18 protein-coding genes are annotated in these 17,143 nt (G+C 39.7%); 9 read left to right on the top strand and 9 right to left on the bottom strand.

Translation table 11 applies throughout. The annotated features are described in order from the left end of the window. Positions 1 to 9 precede the first annotated feature (9 nt). Positions 10 to 747, bottom strand: a complete 738-nt coding sequence (locus CSC79_RS07060) for a LytTR family DNA-binding domain-containing protein (RefSeq protein WP_099295135.1) — start codon at positions 745 to 747, stop codon at positions 10 to 12. A gap of 235 nt (positions 748 to 982) precedes the next feature. On the opposite strand from CSC79_RS07060, the gene CSC79_RS07065 reads away from it, so the two are divergent. Further along, positions 983 to 3,847 (top strand): TonB-dependent receptor, encoded by a 2,865-nt coding sequence (locus tag CSC79_RS07065; RefSeq protein WP_099295136.1) that lies wholly within the window; start codon positions 983 to 985, stop codon positions 3,845 to 3,847. A 260-nt stretch (positions 3,848 to 4,107) separates the two neighbouring features. Here CSC79_RS07065 and CSC79_RS07070 read toward each other — a convergent pair whose 3' ends face one another. Then, entirely contained in the window at positions 4,108 to 4,581 is a 474-nt protein-coding gene (locus CSC79_RS07070) for a Dps family protein (RefSeq protein ID WP_099295137.1), read from the bottom strand. A 330-nt stretch (positions 4,582 to 4,911) separates the two neighbouring features. Here CSC79_RS07070 and CSC79_RS07075 point away from each other — a divergent pair, with 330 nt between their 5' ends. Then, on the top strand, positions 4,912 to 5,121 hold the full coding sequence (locus tag CSC79_RS07075) for a hypothetical protein (protein WP_058561053.1): 210 nt from the start codon (positions 4,912 to 4,914) through the stop codon (positions 5,119 to 5,121). On the opposite strand, the gene CSC79_RS07080 is transcribed toward CSC79_RS07075, so the two are convergent. Beyond that, positions 5,118 to 5,714 carry an alpha/beta hydrolase gene (locus CSC79_RS07080; RefSeq protein ID WP_099295138.1) on the bottom strand — a complete coding sequence of 199 codons (597 nt, stop codon included), beginning with the start codon at positions 5,712 to 5,714 and terminating at the stop codon, positions 5,118 to 5,120. The two genes, CSC79_RS07075 and CSC79_RS07080, sit on opposite strands and share 4 nt — an antisense overlap. 28 nt (positions 5,715 to 5,742) lie before the next feature. Then, complete coding sequence (locus CSC79_RS07085; RefSeq protein WP_099295139.1) at positions 5,743 to 6,279, bottom strand: YaeQ family protein; 537 nt, start codon at positions 6,277 to 6,279, stop codon at positions 5,743 to 5,745. A 304-nt stretch (positions 6,280 to 6,583) separates the two neighbouring features. Here CSC79_RS07085 and CSC79_RS07090 point away from each other — a divergent pair, with 304 nt between their 5' ends. Continuing rightward, positions 6,584 to 7,789 carry a tyrosine-type recombinase/integrase gene (locus CSC79_RS07090; RefSeq protein ID WP_099295140.1) on the top strand — a complete coding sequence of 402 codons (1,206 nt, stop codon included), beginning with the start codon at positions 6,584 to 6,586 and terminating at the stop codon, positions 7,787 to 7,789. Positions 7,790 to 7,795: 6 nt separating this feature from the next. On the opposite strand, the gene CSC79_RS07095 is transcribed toward CSC79_RS07090, so the two are convergent. Continuing rightward, the gene (locus CSC79_RS07095; RefSeq protein ID WP_099295141.1) at positions 7,796 to 8,644 is read right to left on the bottom strand and encodes a hypothetical protein; all 849 of its coding nucleotides are present in this window, start codon (positions 8,642 to 8,644) and stop codon (positions 7,796 to 7,798) included. A 513-nt stretch (positions 8,645 to 9,157) separates the two neighbouring features. Here CSC79_RS07095 and CSC79_RS07100 point away from each other — a divergent pair. The 3 genes from CSC79_RS07100 (at position 9,158) to CSC79_RS07105 (ending at position 10,508) form a co-directional block, all read left to right on the top strand. Continuing rightward, positions 9,158 to 9,814, top strand: a complete 657-nt coding sequence (locus CSC79_RS07100; protein ID WP_099295142.1) for an inovirus Gp2 family protein — start codon at positions 9,158 to 9,160, stop codon at positions 9,812 to 9,814. 216 nt (positions 9,815 to 10,030) lie between these two features. Continuing rightward, a complete protein-coding gene (locus CSC79_RS20070) occupies positions 10,031 to 10,207 on the top strand; it encodes a hypothetical protein (RefSeq protein WP_180270400.1) in 177 nt (58 codons plus the stop codon). Next, complete coding sequence (locus CSC79_RS07105) at positions 10,200 to 10,508, top strand: hypothetical protein (protein WP_099295143.1); 309 nt, start codon at positions 10,200 to 10,202, stop codon at positions 10,506 to 10,508. The genes CSC79_RS20070 and CSC79_RS07105 overlap by 8 nt, the downstream gene beginning before the upstream one ends. 54 nt (positions 10,509 to 10,562) lie before the next feature. Here the strand turns inward: CSC79_RS07105 and CSC79_RS07110 are convergent, their stop codons facing one another. From CSC79_RS07110 to radC, 4 genes are read right to left on the bottom strand one after another with little or no spacing between them, the layout of a single operon-like run. Continuing rightward, positions 10,563 to 10,802: a hypothetical protein gene (locus tag CSC79_RS07110; RefSeq protein ID WP_099295144.1), complete on the bottom strand. Its 240-nt coding sequence runs from the start codon at positions 10,800 to 10,802 to the stop codon at positions 10,563 to 10,565. A gap of 54 nt (positions 10,803 to 10,856) precedes the next feature. Beyond that, positions 10,857 to 11,417 (bottom strand): tyrosine-type recombinase/integrase, encoded by a 561-nt coding sequence (locus CSC79_RS07115; RefSeq protein ID WP_008128345.1) that lies wholly within the window; start codon positions 11,415 to 11,417, stop codon positions 10,857 to 10,859. A gap of 10 nt (positions 11,418 to 11,427) precedes the next feature. Continuing rightward, the gene (locus CSC79_RS07120; protein WP_099295145.1) at positions 11,428 to 11,847 is read right to left on the bottom strand and encodes a DUF2787 domain-containing protein; all 420 of its coding nucleotides are present in this window, start codon (positions 11,845 to 11,847) and stop codon (positions 11,428 to 11,430) included. A 12-nt stretch (positions 11,848 to 11,859) separates the two neighbouring features. Then, positions 11,860 to 12,333 carry a DNA repair protein RadC gene (gene radC, locus CSC79_RS07125; protein WP_099295146.1) on the bottom strand — a complete coding sequence of 158 codons (474 nt, stop codon included), beginning with the start codon at positions 12,331 to 12,333 and terminating at the stop codon, positions 11,860 to 11,862. 124 nt (positions 12,334 to 12,457) lie between these two features. Here radC and CSC79_RS07130 point away from each other — a divergent pair, with 124 nt between their 5' ends. The 3 genes from CSC79_RS07130 (at position 12,458) to CSC79_RS07140 (ending at position 17,037) form a co-directional block, all read left to right on the top strand. Further along, entirely contained in the window at positions 12,458 to 12,640 is a 183-nt protein-coding gene (locus CSC79_RS07130) for an AlpA family transcriptional regulator (protein WP_099295147.1), read from the top strand. Between the two features lie 141 nt (positions 12,641 to 12,781). Continuing rightward, positions 12,782 to 15,907, top strand: coding sequence for an anti-phage-associated DUF499 domain-containing protein (locus tag CSC79_RS07135; protein ID WP_099295148.1), 3,126 nt, complete (start codon positions 12,782 to 12,784; stop codon positions 15,905 to 15,907). Between the two features lie 50 nt (positions 15,908 to 15,957). Further along, positions 15,958 to 17,037: an anti-phage-associated DUF3780 domain-containing protein gene (locus CSC79_RS07140; RefSeq protein ID WP_099295149.1), complete on the top strand. Its 1,080-nt coding sequence runs from the start codon at positions 15,958 to 15,960 to the stop codon at positions 17,035 to 17,037. Positions 17,038 to 17,143: the final 106 nt, after the last annotated feature.

The raw sequence follows: 17,143 nt of genomic DNA on the forward strand, positions 1-17,143 counted from the left end.
TTAAACCGATTACAATATAGCCGATAAACTGTTTTTGTAGCGCCTAGATAAGTTTAATTGCACGCCATTTTTTAGTTTTAGTTTATAGTCCCCACTGTCTGTCACAGCCAGCTCTGATATAACCGTTTGTTTTACCAGTGTTGAGCGGTGAACTCTGATGAACCCCGCGGGTGCAAGTTGCTGTTCAATGTTTTTCATTGTTACACGGTGTAATACGCTTGCTCCTTGTTGCCAAAAATGCAGCTCGACATAATTGCCTGCGCCATTAATCCAAATAATATCATCTATTTCTATTAGCCTTACTTTACCAATATCTTTCACAATTAGATGTGAGTGAGTTAATGATTTTGTCATTGGGTGCGCTTGCTCCATTGCACTGGCTAAAGGGCATAAATGGATAAGTTTATCAAAGCACTTATTCAACCGTGAAATTGGGCTTCGTGTTGTTATAAAATCAATAGCCCCCACTTCAAAAGCTAACGTCGCAAGGTTTGGATCGTCAGCAATAATTACCAATTTAGCATTTTTACTCAGATCAATAAGTTGGAACAGTAAATTTTGTTGTGGAGCTTCGCTCAGTTGCAACAATATGACATTAAATTGGCTTGTATCGAGCTTGGTTAATTGATCTAAAGTTGCGGAGGTATGGGAATCAAAGTGTCGGTTACTAGCAAGCTGTATACTGAGCAATGTATTGAATTGTTCATCGTTAACGAGTGTTAAGGCATTAAAAAAAGCAGTAAACATTTGGAAACCTCATCATGTGTATATATTAGAAGACCCTGTCTGTCCCAATTTATTTCACAATGAGTTTAAATTGTTAATTTTTCACTCGTATATTTATTTAGTCACATAGAACCCGCCTGTTATACCGCCATGAATGCAAGTAAAAGAACAGCGATAGAGTCTAAGAATATATTTCCCTAACGTGGCCACTTAGTAACATTTTCGTTACTTACAGTCATTCTTCAGGGGAATACATATGAAAATAACAACAGGCAATCAAGTGGTAAGGTTTAAACGATCCTCAATAGCATTAGCCATGGGGGGGGCATTATTGAGTGGTTTTTCATTGCAAGCGAGCGCAGCTGATGCCACAAGCGCTGAAAAAGTAGAGCGGATTGAAGTCACTGGCTCGCGTATTAAACGGGCTGATATAGAAGGTGCATCACCAGTAACCTCAATTGGACGCTTAGCGATTGAGTCGTCAGGTGTGCAAAACATTGGTGAATTATTACAAACTGTTGCTCAGGCTGATTTGTCCGGGTTAACGCAATTGACAAATAACACCAACGGTAACGATGGATCGCAAACAATATCACTGCGAAACTTAGGCGATAACCGAACGCTAGTTTTGGTTGATGGTCGCCGGTTTTTAGCATTAGGAGGTGGTCAGGTTGATATTTCTCAAATCCCAATCGCCATTGTTGAACGCGTTGATATTTTAGCGGATGGCGCGTCTGCCGTTTACGGTACCGATGCAATTGCCGGGGTGGTAAATATTATTACTAAAGATGGCTTTGAAGGGGTAAGCTTAGACGCAAGTATTGGTGCTAACTTTGAAGGTGACGGTGAATATAAACAAGCAGGGCTTTCTATTGGCACAATTAAAGGGGATACCTCACTTTTTTTAAATATTTCTAAATCTGAAGAAAAAGAAATCGGCGCCGGAGACAGGGAAATATCAAAATACCCGGTTGCTTATGTTCCGCAACGGTTTGGTAGTGCATTTGGTCTTTACGGCATTTTTGGCACATCAGATGGGCTTGTTTCTTTGGATCCTACGAAAGAAGGCAGCGGTGATCGCACAGCCGATGACTTTGAACCCTTTGGTACAAAACATCGCTATAACTTTGCTCCAACTAATTACTTAAAAACGCCTTCGGATAGGTTTAATGTTTTTGCAAAAGTAAATCATGAATTCGATGATTCACTCAGTGCCTTTATTGACTTCACTTATAATCAACGAAAATCAGTCACACAAATTGCAGCAGTACCATTAACCGCTGGTTTTTCTGGTCCACAGTGGGAAATCCCTTACAGCAAAGACAATATTTATAACCCCTTTGGTGAAGACCTTACTTCATTTGGCTTTAGAACATTGCCCATAGGTCCTCGCACCAGCATTCAAGATTATGATACATACTTCATAACAGGTGGATTAGAAGGCGATTTTGAAATTGCAGATAGAATATTGTTGTGGGATATCTCCATGTCGAGAGGTGACTCTAGCCGCAGCGTTAAAGGTGAAAACTATGTCAATCTTCAAAACTTAAGAAATGCAGTGGGTCCCTCGTTTATGGCTGACGGCGTGGCGCAGTGTGGCACCGCTGAAAATACCATTGCAGGCTGTGTACCACTTAACTTGTTTAATGGCGAAACGGGTTTTACTGATGAAATGGCGAACTACATTGGCTATGAATTAAATGATCAAGTGAACACGGGCGCAACTAACTTTGCCGCTAATATCAGTGGTGAAATATTTGAATTACCCGCAGGATGGGTCGGGTTTGCGGCCGGCATTGAAAAACGCACCAACACCTTTTCTGACAGCCCTGACGCCTTAATCGCGGCAGGTTTAAGCTCAAGTAACTTTAGAGAGCCTACTAACGGAAAACAAACAGCGGAAGAAGCTTATTTTGAATTTGCAGTGCCAGTACTTTCTGACTTACCGGGTATTCAACAGCTCGATATTAGTTTGGCTGGGCGTGTTTCTGATTTTGAAAACAGTGGTTTTGTCGGGGTTGATCCTGTTACTTCAAAATTTGATAACGAAAGCTTTAAACTCGGCTTTACATGGCGAATCTATGACGATTTAATGCTTCGCGGTAATTATTCAGATACCTTCAGAGCGCCTTCAGTTAATAATTTATTTGCCGGCGGCGGTGAAGGATTTCCATCGACTCAAGATCCATGTAACACAACACAATTTAGTTTACAGTCAGCAGATACACAGTCACGTTGTTTAGCCGATAATGTACCCAATGGTGGGTCGATACAACCGACAGGGCAGTTACGCTCGTTAAATGGCGGTAACCCAACTCTTGAGCCAGAAGAGGGCAACACTAAAACATTTGGTTTTGTGTATAACCCAAGTTGGTTAGACGGGTTTGATATGACGGTTGATTACTACAGAATTGAGCTACAAGAAGCGCTGTCTTCGATCTCTGCTGCGGGCATGCTTAATCGTTGTTACGTTCAAGGAGAAGATGAGTTTTGTGGATTTATTGAGCGTCGTGAAGACGGTCGCATCGCCACAGTTAGAACCTCGCAATTTAACTTAGCGCAACTACAAGTTGAAGGGTATGATTTTAACGCAAACTACCGTTTCGATACGCATGAAATGGGTAGTTTTGCATTTCGTTTGAATGGCTCATACACCGACAAATATCGCTCAGCAGGGAGTGAGGAAAGTATTAATGATGCCGACAACCAAGTCGCGGCAATTGACAGTGATATTTTACGCTGGCGTGGCACGTTTAATACAACATGGACTTACGATGATTTATCGGTAACCTGGGGTATGCGTTATACGAGTGATATTACCGAGTCTTGCTCTATTCCAGATAGCTTTGTTGACGATGGCTTAGCAACACGAGAGCTGTGTAATCAACGAGATCACACCAGTGAAGATAACCCAAATGGCTTAAATCGCATAGGGAGTGTGATCTATCATGATTTATCTGCAAGTTATACGTTACCTTGGCAAGCCAGTGTTCGTTTAGGAATGCGCAATGTATTTCAAAAAGAGCCGCCTATTGCATTAAATCCATTTGCGAACTCATTTTACTCTGTGCATGATATTCCTGGTGGAACATGGTTCCTTAATTACAAGCAAGACTTTTAATTGAAAAGATCAAAAGAGCGTTAATAGCGTATAAAAAATGCCAGTTAATCAGTTTGCTGGCATTTTTATTTGGATAGTAAATAAAGTGGCAAATAAGTAACCGTAAATCTAGATGAGCCGCTTAAACCTAAAACAACGCCGCTGGTAACAGTGGCGTTGTTGTTTGTTAGGCAAGCGGTAGTATGTAAAACGAATCGATTATTTAACGATTTATCCCTACTAAAGCCCTCTAAGGAGGGCTTTCTCAAGCCTAACTATTTCTAATCTAAATACGCTTTTAACATCCAAACAAGCTTTTCTTGTTCAGTGATATAGTCGCCCATTAATGAGGCCGTACCTTCATCTTGTGCATCACCTGCTTTTGCTAAAATATCGCGTTGCATTTTTATCAGGGTGCTGTAACCGCCCAGCAAATTCTCTACTGCTGTTACACCGTCACTGATACCTTTAGCTTCCTTAATCTCGCTGATCTTTAAATAATCAGAGAACGCATGCAGTGGTGCACCGTCAAGCGTTAAAATACGCTCTGCAATTTCATCCACTTTTAAAAGTAGTAAGTTGTAGATCTCTTCAAATTTAAGGTGTAACTCAAAGAAGTTACGGCCTTTAATGTTCCAGTGAAACCCACGAGCGTTCATATATTGAATTTGGTAGCTGCTCAGCAGTACGTTGAGTGATTTCACGATATCTTCACTTTCTGCACTGTTAAGACCAATTGCATTTACCTGTGACATGATCTCTCCTTAAATGGATAATTAACGTATTCGCTGTTGTTAAGACAGAGTATTAGTCATTTTTAGCAATCTGTAAAATGGCTAAAACCAATCATATTGATAGTTTAAACCTATCAAAAGAAAACTTTAAGCGTTCTAACTAGACATGGGAGCGATTTAGATAAAAACGACCCCAAAATAGCTAAAACATAAAATTAGATTAAAATAATATGATCTAAAACAAACTTACTAAGGGCCAATGAGCATGTGGAACTTGAATTTGATTTAGGTCAAAAACTGAGTTTTTAGTGGGCGCATAATCAACCTAGTTAAACAATTAGGAGATGATTCATGCAGGCTAAAACACAAAAAGAAAGCAAAATGGAATTAGTGGTGATAGGTATTGCGTTGATTGCATTTGTTGTAGGGTTGGTAGGGCACTTAGCAGGTGCAAGCTTCGCAAACTTTGATACTTTTGGTTATATTGCAGCACCGACGCCCTTAATTTTGGCAATCATTGCATTTATTGCTTACAAAGTGGCTGCTAGTGCAGAAGATTAAACAAGCAACCCAACAATGTAGTTCATTACCTGGCGTGAGTAGATCATAGCGGTATGACTTAAGTGAAACACTTTATGCTCTGCCATGCCATTTAATTTGGTTTCATCTAACAAGACGGTACCATCAGACTGACTGCCTTTTGCTATTAATGGCATTAAGCCCAAGGGTAAATCACCTGCTATACTGTAAAGTTTAGCTTTAAAAGGCCACTCCCCATTTTTAGACAGCAGAAACTCTACGCTGTTTTTCAAAAATACTTCAAATCCCTTTTGCTGCATTTGATGCGCGATATGGCTGCCTTTATGTGGCGTGCCTAATGTAATCACTTTCGTAACATTTTCACTTTGTGAAGAGTGCGCTTCAAGGTAAGCCCTTGCGACTAACCCCCCCATAGAGTGGCACACCAGCGCAGTTTCTTTATCACTAATAAAAGCATCTATTTGATTAAAAATAGTTTCACGATCTGGAGTAAGCGTATTATAGGATAAGTTCAGTATACTCAACCCTTCTTTCTCAAGGCGAGAACACAGTGGGCGCATAACAAAGCCAGACATATATAAGCCATGTAACACTACTACTTGTTGAATTGCCATACGCCCTCTTAATTTATGTAATCTATCACTACATTAATTGTACTGGTTTTACTTCAATGTTAACTGAATCAGAGCTCACCCACACATCACCATCTTGAATCGTGATTGTTAGCGATATATTGCGATCCACTAATGCTGCAAGAGCTTGTGTTGCTTCAAAGTCTAAACTATAAATGCTCAAGTTTTTAAAATCATACAACTTAGGTTGATGCTTTTGCCACCAAATAGCTTGATTATTTTCACCGTAAGTATACAGCACCACCTTTTTCGCTTTATTACAGGCTTTTTTCAGGCGCTTTTCATCTGGAAGGCCAAGCTCAATCCACAGCTCAATCTCATCGCTGTAGTTTTTGTGCCACACTTCTGGCTCATCGTCAGCCGACAACCCCTTGGTAAACTCAAGGCCATCACATGCATTAAGGGCATAAGCAAGTAAACGAACCATCAAGCGTTGGTCATTTTCAGATGGGTGCTGCGCCAAAGTTAAATTGAAATCTTGGTAAAGATGGCGATCCATATCGCTTAGCGATAATTGCGCCTTAATAATGGTAGATTTAAGAGCCATAACAGTTTATTTGAAAAAATTTTCGCCAGTATAGCGCAATTAACCGCTGAGCCAGTTAAAATAGCGCTAATTTATACGTAGGAGTTTAAAAATGGCTATCCAGTGGTTCCCTGGGCGCTTGGATTAACTTCCGCGCCGCTCCGTAGAGATAATAAAATCCCATTTAAAACATAGTTTTGACCTGTTTTTATTCCGTATTTGTCCAGTCTAATCTTGTTGCTTCTACTATTTTTAGTACCCACGTTAGTACCCATGAGATTGTATTTTATATATACTAGTCTTAATCATCATTGTGGAGCTTATTATGGCTAGGCCTGTAGTACGTCTAACGGATAAAAAGATAAAGTCAATTACTAGTACAGGCAAAGAGCAAACGCTTTCTGACGGTGGCGGCCTTCAACTGCGTGTTTTACCTAGCGGTACTAAATCTTGGCAATTTAAGTTTAAAGACCCAATAAGTGATAAATTTAATAAATTACCTTTAGGGCTTTATCCTGCACTATCGCTTGCTAACGCACGTACTAAAGCTATTGAGTACCAAGAAATATTGGCGCAAGGTATTAATCCAAAGGCACATGAACTCGCTAAAAAACAGGCAGAGAGCCGTAAAGCTGCAAATACTTTTTTAGCTGCCGCAGAACTTTGGTTTGAACGAAAAAAGCCAACTGTTACGCCTCATCACGCAGCTAGGGAGTGGCGAACACTTGAGATGTATATTTTCCCAAAGTTGCAAGACACACCTTTAGAAAGCATTACAGCGATTGATACTATTGAAATTCTCAGGCCACTTGAGACTGACGGTAAACACTCCACAATCAAACGTATTTGCCAAAGCTTAAACCAGATCATGGATTACTCAGTAAATCATGGCTTTATCAATGCCAATCCACTAGCAAAAATCATAAAAGTATTTACTAAAAATACAGTAGAGCATATGGCAACGATTAGACCTGAAGAGCTACCTGATTTTTTAACCGCTCTGAATGGCTCGCAAACCATCCAGAACAAAACAAAGCTTTTAATTTTGTGGCAACTGCACACTATTACTCGCTCAAAAGAAGCCGCAGGTACTAAGTGGGCCGATATTAATGTTGAAGATGCTGTATGGATGATTCCAGCTGAAGAAATGAAACGCAGAAGAGCGCACCGAGTACCTTTAACGTCTGCTACTTTGGCAATACTTGAGCAAATGAAACCACTCAGCGGTCACCATGAATATGTATTCCCGAGTGAGCGTAATGAAAAGAGCCATGCAAGTACCTATACGGTGAATGCAGCGATTAAACGTAGCTTGGGTTACAAAGATAAACTGGTAGCACATGGCTTGCGCTCAGTTGCTTCTACAGCGCTTCATGAAAAAGGTTACGATAGCCTTTTAGTTGAAGCCTGCTTAGCTCATGCAGATGAAAATGAAACAAGAGCGGCATATAACCGCTCAGACTATTTAGAGCAACGTAGGTCTATTATGCGCTGGTGGAGTGAGTTTATTGAGCAAGCCAATTTAAAGTAATAAAACCTAATCAAGCATTGCTTCGACTATTTCATTGAGGGCTTTTTTTTCAGAGACGCTATGTTCTTTCATGTATTTTAACAAAAGCTTGTGGTTATTCTTTGTTAGTATGCTTAGCGATTGCGATTTTGTTCTAATTTCTCTTTGTTTATAAGCATTCGTTAATTTGGAAATAAGCTCTTTTTTTGTTGGAGTTTTCTCTTGAGGTTTAGTTACAATTGGGTCAAGGTCACCTATAAAATCTTTATTTAGTGTATTTGCATTATGGTGGAGCAAATCCCAATTAGCTATAATTGCGATTATACTATGAAATAAATCTTCATTAGATAAAGGTTTTAAAAAATTTAAGCTCGTGAGTTTATCTGTCAAATAACCCCAAACCCATATGCAATCATCATCAGCTTTATCTGTGAGCCATTCTAAACTTGGCTTGCTTGTAAGGAATTGGTGATAGGAGTGTTTCATGTTTTTTATATAATTGCGCTTGCATTGCTTTGTTGTTTTAAATGAGTCGAATTTTTCAACTAACAAAGGATATATCTCTTCAAAAGTATAAACAGCCTCTTTAGCTAGCGGGTTTTCTGGCTTGTAATGAACTTCTTTTATTGGATTTTGGTGAATGTAAACCCAAGCCCAAAAAAGCTGTTGCTTATTCTTCTCTGAAATCCAAGATAAATCAGATTCTTCAATTGTTATATCTTCATAACAAGAGAGTATGCGGGTCATCTCATCTACTGCGCTTGGAAAAACAGACATCAACTCCATTGAATCCAAATAAGCGCAGTGTTCTTTTATAATTGTAAAGGCTTCAAACTTATTTTTTGGCTGTTTGTGCCGACTTGGAGTATCTTCCATAATCTTCTTTACTGACCACATTAAAGCTCTCTGATCAGAACTCAATAAGTTTAGAATCAGTGTCCAGTGTTCCCTTAAATTATCCATTGAATTTCAATATGTATTATTCATTTATTAATTTGACTATCAGTCTATCATACATATTTTACCTGTCATATAGCTCCTGTTTTTTGTCATTCACTCATTTTAAAAGCGTCATTTTTATTTGTTTTTAGTGTCAACTCTATATATTTAATATGTCATAAATGCATATAATAAATTTTTTATTTGTATTAAAAAATCAAGGCTTTACTTGTTATAACTTCAGAGTAACTTTAAATTTGTAAAGCAATTGCTTAGTAATGCGTTAATGAAGTTAATCTCCATAAACTGAGCTGGTTTATTATCGCCAATTCTCGGTTTGGTAATATTTATTAGAGTTACTAGTAACGAAGCTATTGTCACAACAAATACCAATTAAAAAACTACGACTCATGCACCTGATATGAACCAATACATAACAGGAGAAAGTTAATGAATAATCCAGCACAATACCCAGTAACTACCAACCCTACCTACAAGCAATATCAAACACTCGCCAGAGACAATCAGCCCTTAGTTATTCCCTACTTAGATGCAATTGAAAAGGTAATAAATGCTGCATGCGCTGAGCATAAAAGAACGTTTGCAGTGAGAATTGATTTAAGACTACCTGCTTATTCAAATACGATTAATTTAGATGGCAACAAAGTGTGTACTCGGTTTGTTGCCTCCCTTGATGCGCAGATTAAAGCTGATACAAAACGTAAAGCTCGTGTGGGTAAAACTCCACATTCATGCAATATTAGGCATATTTGGGCTAGGGAGCAGAACACTGCTCACCACCAGCATTATCATTGTGTGCTGTTTTTCAATAAGGATAGGTATCACTGTACTGGAAAGATTAGTTTTGAGAGTGATAATCTGTTTACTCGAATAGTTAAGGCCTGGGCGAGTGCGTTGAGCTTACCGTTGGATGAAACGATGCAATTAGTACATTTACCAAATAATGCACACTACTATCTTGATGGCAACAAGCCGAAATTTGTTGAAGACTATCATGCTCTGTATTATCGACTGAGTTACCTCGCAAAGCTTAATACGAAACAATATGGTTCAGGGCAGCGTTGTTTTGGTTATAGTCAGAGGTAATATTTTAATTAAGACCTGTACTTCTCAATATTTGTTCTAACGTCCTTTTGAGACCTTCAACTAGCTAAATAAGCTTAAACCCTTAGTATATAAGGGATGGCAAGTTCCCAAAATACCATTATGGGAACTTGCTTTTAGCTTAGAAATATATTTACATGATTTTAAATGCTTAGTTTAGTGTATATTTTTAATAATTATAATTTAAAAGGGGTGTTCATGTTTGACTGGATAAGGGTGATGTTTGGGCATCTTAAGTTGCTATGGGGGAAAGTGCCTAGCGATGATAAAGATAAAATCATTGATAGCGTTGTAGATGCTGCAGCTGAAATTTTTAAGCAATTTTACCGTGCGTCTAAGGCTGAAAGTCCAGATGCGGAGAAGAGTAATGGCTAAATTAATTTCGTTAACAGATTTAAAAACATTTATGCTTTCTGCTCGAGAAAATCATTTAGTTCCAATTAAAAAAACATCAAGTACTGTAGAGGCTAAAATAATTACTGGTAGAACACTTACTGGCAACAAGGCAAAAATACTTTCAGAGCAGTTGGTTTCTCTTACTAATAGCCCTGAAGTACTTAAAGAGGTCAGTGTTATTTTGGGGACGCCGAGAGTTGGTGAAACAGAAGAGCAATTTGTTGCTCGTGGAAAAGAAGTCTTACGAGCGGTATTAAAGTCGAAAACTATTTCTGTCTAGTTTTCCATTCTTTAACAATAAATAGGGCGCACTTTAAAGTGCGCCCTTTATACTTTAATCAAACAAACTAGCAATGCCAGCAACTATCCCACCAGCTACCGCCAAAGGGATTGTAACAGGCGCAGATGCGACACCTGCACCAATTACTATTGCACCGGATGTAAGCGCTCCAGCGGCTGCACCGGAGCCTATAGCCACGGCTGTTCTGCTTACACTAGAATCACTACTGCCAGTTATCTGTTTAGATAGTTCATTACCAACTAAGCCGCACGAAACGGCTTTATCTAAAGACATAATGCCTTCCTTTTAGTTAAAGTAAAACAAGCGCCAGAATGACGCTACTAAGGGTTATAGCTCTAGTTCTTCAAAGTCTTTATCTATTTCCTCCTGTGTTATGCCTATATAACGAAGTGTTGTTGCTTCGGAGCTATGGCGAAGCATTTTCATTACTCGGGCGATGTCGTGGGTTTTCTGATACAAGTGATAGCCACGTGTTTTACGCATTGAGTGAGTACCTAAATGAATATTTAGTTCTTCACCAACGAGCGCAAATGCTTTTGTAACCGCTCTACGTGATAGCGGTTTAGGTTTTGAATTGATCGCTTGTTGATTTCGGTATGATTGAAATAAGTAGATGTGCTGTGGATGAGTAAGCTTAATTTCGTTGATTAAGGTAAGCGCCTTATCATTTAGCTTTATTTCAGCTAGTTTCGAGGTCTTTGACTCATAAATAATTAACCTATCGTTATTTATGTCAGTGAACTTCACTGCAAGTAAGTCAGATATTCTAAGCGCGAGGTTTAAGCCAATGTTCCATATTTGGCTCATTTGCCTTGAGCAACGCTTTTCTAGCAAATAACTAACAAGTCTTACTGTATCAAGATCTTTAACCGCTTGTACTTCAGCCATTACTAACTCCTTACTCAGTCGTAATTGTTACCTGATAACAACCAGTGTTGTAGTATTCAACAAAGTTTGAAATGAACAAGGCTAACAACTCTTTACCTTCCCTAGCATTTAACCAACCAGCTAAGAAGTGATAAACCTGTTTAATGCTAAAGCACACATCAATTTCTTTTATCAGTTCAGGGGTATAACGTCCCTGATACGAAAAGTCAGTAATATAAACAAGCTGCCAGCAGGTGGCCTGCTTTTCTAACCTAACCTCTACAGGGTGAAAGCCTCCAGCTTCAGGGCTGTAATCTGGATCTCTAAAGTTAAGCGTAATCGCCTTAGCTCCGCCTACAGAATTACCTCTATTCGCAATAGCACTTACAATCACACCAATAAAAGAGTCAGGCACTTTAAAGCCTGATATTTGTTCTATTTTTAACGCCATATTTATCTCCTTTTAAATTAAGCCATGCTCAGCGAATGAATACGTGTTCTCGCCAATGATGATGTGATCAAGCACAGATACATCAATTAGGTTAAGTGCCTGCTGTAATTTGGTAGTAATAAGCTTGTCTGCTTGAGAAGGCGTAGTAACGCCTGAAGGGTGGTTATGCGCCAATATAACGGATGCAGCATTAAGCTCCAGCACCTCTTTAACAACTTCTCTAGGGTAAACGCTGGCAGCGTTAATAGTGCCTCTAAATAGCTCTTTAAACTCCAGTATGCGGTTCTGACTATCTAAAAACAGTACGGCAAATACTTCATGCTCATGTATCGCGAGTTTGTGTTTTAAGTATTCTTCGCAATCATTAGGGCTATTTAAAACGCCATCACGAAACTGTTTTTTAGCGATGATATACGCGGCGGCTTCTAGTATCTGCTCATCATTTACGGGGTGTTTAAATTCATAAAACGACTGTTTACCTTGCATTGTAAATTCCTCTTAAGTGGTTCATGCAAGTTAGTGATGTATATGTTTAAGTTTTTTGTTTGAGGGCATAAAAAAATACTGATTCAGGAAAGGTTATGAACTAATAACCAACCGGAGAAATTCCATGCGTTTAATCAAATTAAAAGAAGTAATCGAAAAAACATCACTTGGTCGTTCAACAATTTATGAGTTTATGACTAAAGGCACATTTCCAAAGCAAGTATCGCTAGGTGCTAAGTCAGTAGCTTGGTTAGAGTCAGAAGTTGATGATTGGATAATGGACAGAATAGGGGAAAGGGACGTTTAGTGGCTAATAGAGACTATATGGTTAATTTATTATTTGCTCGTAGGTAGAATTGATATTAAAGCTAATATTTAATCTTTCTTTTTGGTATATTGAAGGGATAAGGTGTAACAACAATTTAGAGTAAAAATAAGGGAGTATCAAATGCTCAAAACGGTTAAACAAGCATGTCGTTTTAATCCTGTCATTCAGGATTACAGAATGAGCCAAGGAATAGAGAACTTGGCTGACCTCATCACCGACGCAGGTGACGGAGGAGATTTCTTTTCAAGAAACTTTGTCACACACGGTATGGAGCAGCTATTCCGTGAAGGCATGCTAAGGTTATCTGGTAAGTCTGATCAAGCTGTTTTCGAACTAACCCAAGCAATGGGTGGTGGTAAAACACATATGATGATCGCCTTAGGATTGCTCGCAAAGCATGCTCACTTGCGACCTAGTGTTTTACCAGCAGACCTCAATAACCGTTTAGATTTTGGTAACGCTCGGATTGCTGCATTTAATGGGCGTAATAACCCTGATAATTATATCTGGGGTGAAATAGCCACTCAGCTAGGTGCTGAAGACGAAATCAAAGATTATTGGGTTAACGGCCCCAAGGCAGTTGATCAACAAAAGTGGAAAGATATTATCGGTGATACACCAACGCTGATAATGATCGATGAGTTACCGCCATACTTAGATAATGCCAGCACCCAGGTTTATGGCTCTGGTACGCTTGCAAATATGGTTGTATATAGCTTAAGTACGTTAATGAGTGCAGCTTTAGAGTTACCAAACTGCTGTATCGTCATGGCTAACCTCTCAGGTAGTTATAAAGCCCAAACTAAGGCATTAGGCGACTCAATTTCAAACCTCCAGCAAGAAACTCGACGCCAATCGATGACCATTACTCCAGTTCAGATGGCTGGTAATGAGATTTATGAAATTCTTAAAAAGCGTCTTGTTGATGAAATGCCAGATGATCAAGTTATTAATGAAATAGCTGAAGAGTATGCTCAACAAATTAAAAAAGCTGAAGCTGGTGGTTACATTATTGCTTCAAGTATTGAACAAATTGCAGAGCAGGTGCGTGAAACTTACCCGTTCCATCCTTCTTTTAAACACCTTGTTGCACTTTTTAAAGAGAATGAAGGCTTTCGTCAAACTCGTGGGTTAATGCAGTTTACTGCCCGTTTACTTAAAAGTGTCGATCAGCGTAAAACCGATGATGTGTTTTTAATCGGTACCCAGCACCTAGATTTAAACGATGAGCAAGTTAAGGATGAAATCGAAAGAATTGCACCAAAACTCGTACCTGCGATAACTCGAGACATCGCTGATAAAGGTGACGCAATTGCTGAAACTGTAGATGCAGAACAAAGTAATGATGCTGCTACTCAGTTGATGACGCTATTACTGGTATCATCTTTGTCTCGTGCAGTAGGTGGTCGTATTGGTTTATCTGAAAGTGAAATTATTGAGTTCTTGGCTGCCCCTAATAGAAAAGCCGATGAGTTTCTAGATGCGATAAAAAACCTGCGTGAACATGCATGGTACCTGCACCGTGAAGACCAACGTTTTTTCATTAAAGAAACAGAGAATTTATCCCGTCAGATTGAGCGCAATGCCAAAGAAATTCCTCAGCCGAAAATAGATACTGCTTTAATTAATCGCTTAAAAGGGATATTGCAGCCAAACAAGCGTAATGCTTATCAGGAAGTGCAAATATTACCACGCATGGATGAGTTAAAATTAACTGGTCCACGTGTATTGATCGTCATAAAGCCAGATGGAAAAGTACCGCCTAGCAAGTTGATAAATTTTTTCGAGTTTCAACAAGAAAAAAATAACTTATTGGTACTAACAGGCCAAGATAGTTTAATGGCTGAAGCGGTTGAAGAGCGCCTGCGCGAGCTTTATGCCATAGAACAAATTAATCAACGCCTAAAGGCTGGCGATACCTTGTACGAAGAAGCGCGAGACCGACTTGAAGAGGCTGAAGGTCGTTTTACTAAGGCACTATCAGCTGCATACAACACCATTTTATTCCCAGGTATAGACGAAATAGACGGTTCAGAGCGTTTACTAAAAGTCACTATCGACAATGGCTTGAAAGTAGGTGAAGGTGATCAATCAGCTGAAGCGCAGATTGAAAAATTAATGGCAGATCCTCGCGCAAATTATAAGTTAGCCGCAGAGCTAAAGGACAAATTTAGTGAATTCTTTGCCTTGGCAGAATATGAATTATGGCCATCGGGCGCAAACAACCGACGTACTCCATGGAAAGATGTTGTAAGTAAAGCCAAGTGTAATCCTGGTTGGCCGTGGATGCCTGGTAGTAGTGGCATGGATACGCTTAAAACTGAAGCATTAAAACAAGGTCGCTGGCGCTTGGGTGAAGATGGCTATATTGAAAAAGGTCCATTCCCTAAAGAAAAAACCAGCGTTAATGTTTCTTTGCTTAGTACTAATCCAGACACTGGAGAATCACATCTCAGTCTAACACCGCGCAATGCTGGTGAAAGCCCTGTGATTTATTATTCAACTAAACCTGAAGTAACAGAAGCTGACGCACAAGTCGAAGATTTAGAAAGTTTCAGCTCAACGCAAGGCACATTGTATTTTTCAGTAAAAGATCCAAGTGGCAAATATGAAGTAGGTCCTATAACGCGTTGGTTGGCTGATTTAAAAATTCGCCATCAAGTAGAGCCGCTAGCAGACAAACGTAAGATCACCTTGCAATGCACCCCAAGTGCGCAAATGTTTTACACCTTAGATGGCTCCAATCCAAAAGACGGTAAAGCTTATGATGCGCCGTTTGAAATTGGCACTGACGCTGCCCGCTTGCTCGTTTATGCAAAATCAGGTGAAGCCAACAAAACAGCAGATTTTTCAATACCGCATAGTGGTGACAAAACTGTACAAGTAGATGATACCAAGCCTGCACGGTTAAACAGTACTAAACGAGTGCCGCTTGATAGCACAGACAAAGTATTTGGAGTTATCAATCGTTTTCGAGATCAAACGTCAACCAAATTTAAAGGCGTTAGAATAGAGATTGGAGAAGGCGAAAATACCGTAGGTATTCGATTTGGTGAGCGTCAGGTTACTGCCGCCATGATAGAAAACACTATTAACAGTTTACGCGATGTACTAAAGGAAGCGGATGCTCAGGTTACTATCTCAGTTAAAGACGGTATTGAGTTTGAAAACGGCTTTGAAGCTAAAGAATTCGCAAAATTAGTGGGTATTGAATTGAAACCTGGCGACGTCTCTCAAGATGAATAAAAAATTGAGGGTATACAACCGATAATGATGACACTAGAGAGGATAAAATAATGGCAAAGGCGAAAACATCCACAGAACAAGCGGCGGCTAAACATCCAACGCTGGGCTTTGGTGTGCCTGCATCGAGTGATCCCCATCACTTTAAGGTCATTATTCCTAAAGCCAATAGCGGCAAAATTGAAATTCGTGAACATCTTGGACTACAAGCACAAAGCGAAGAATTGTCCGTAATTGATCGCGTTATTCTCGATCGCCCTTGTTGGTCGGCAATTCGTGCTGAAGTTCAGCGTGCTTTCAATGCGCGCTTGAAAAGCTACGGCTTAAAAACCAGCTCTTGGCAAGTAGGTGAAAACTTTGTTGACCGCTTACTAGGCAAAGAACTTTGTGTACTAGCTTGGGCTGTCGAGGGCATGGATATTGATAATATCCCTGTAGCAATACGAAACTGGCTGGCACTTCAGCCTGAAGAGCGCTGGTGGCTATTTGGCATGACGGCCATGAGTACCGGCGGTATTGAAGATCGTGATGTCGGCTGGCGCATTGCTTTGCGTCATGCTCTTGGTGATATTGTACAAACAGAACAAGCGGAACGCAGCCAAACATCCAATACTACTGCTAGCGTTTTATTGAAGTCGGCAGGTACAAAACCGCAGCCATCCAATGATGAAAGCACAGAGTTACCGACAACTAATGACGTAAAAGAATCGTCACCTGGTTATGAAGTTTCAGTGACTGAGGATGACACCAATTCATTGCCATTCGATGAATCAACTCATCAAATTCTATCCACTGAAAATGACTTGTTTTTGTTTGAAGCAAAGCAGGCTAAAGCCGCTGGGCATCCTATAGGTGAAATGAGTAAACCGGAATTTTTGGTGACAAAAGGCTCTACTGCCAATATTGCACAAGCTAAATCACTACGCCCAGCTATTCGAGAGCTTCGTCAAAAGCTTGTAGATGATGGCGTGTTTGTAAAAGACGGCGATATTTATTCATTTACCTGCGAATACCAATTTAAAAGTCCAAGTGCAGCAGCTTGTGTGATAGCAGGCAACCCACGCAGTGGTATGGATGCATGGCGAGACTTAAAAGGCCGCAGCCTTAAAGAACTTGGTTTTGGCAAGAAGTAATAACGAATATTTTGCTTTAAAGTAGAACGCTACTTCGAGGCCTAAAAACGATACCTAATACAATACAGAGCGATGCATTTCATCAGTTAATTTACTCATGTTCGCG

This window comes from Pseudoalteromonas sp. 3D05 (assembly GCF_002723455.1).
Lineage (GTDB): Bacteria > Pseudomonadota > Gammaproteobacteria > Enterobacterales > Alteromonadaceae > Pseudoalteromonas.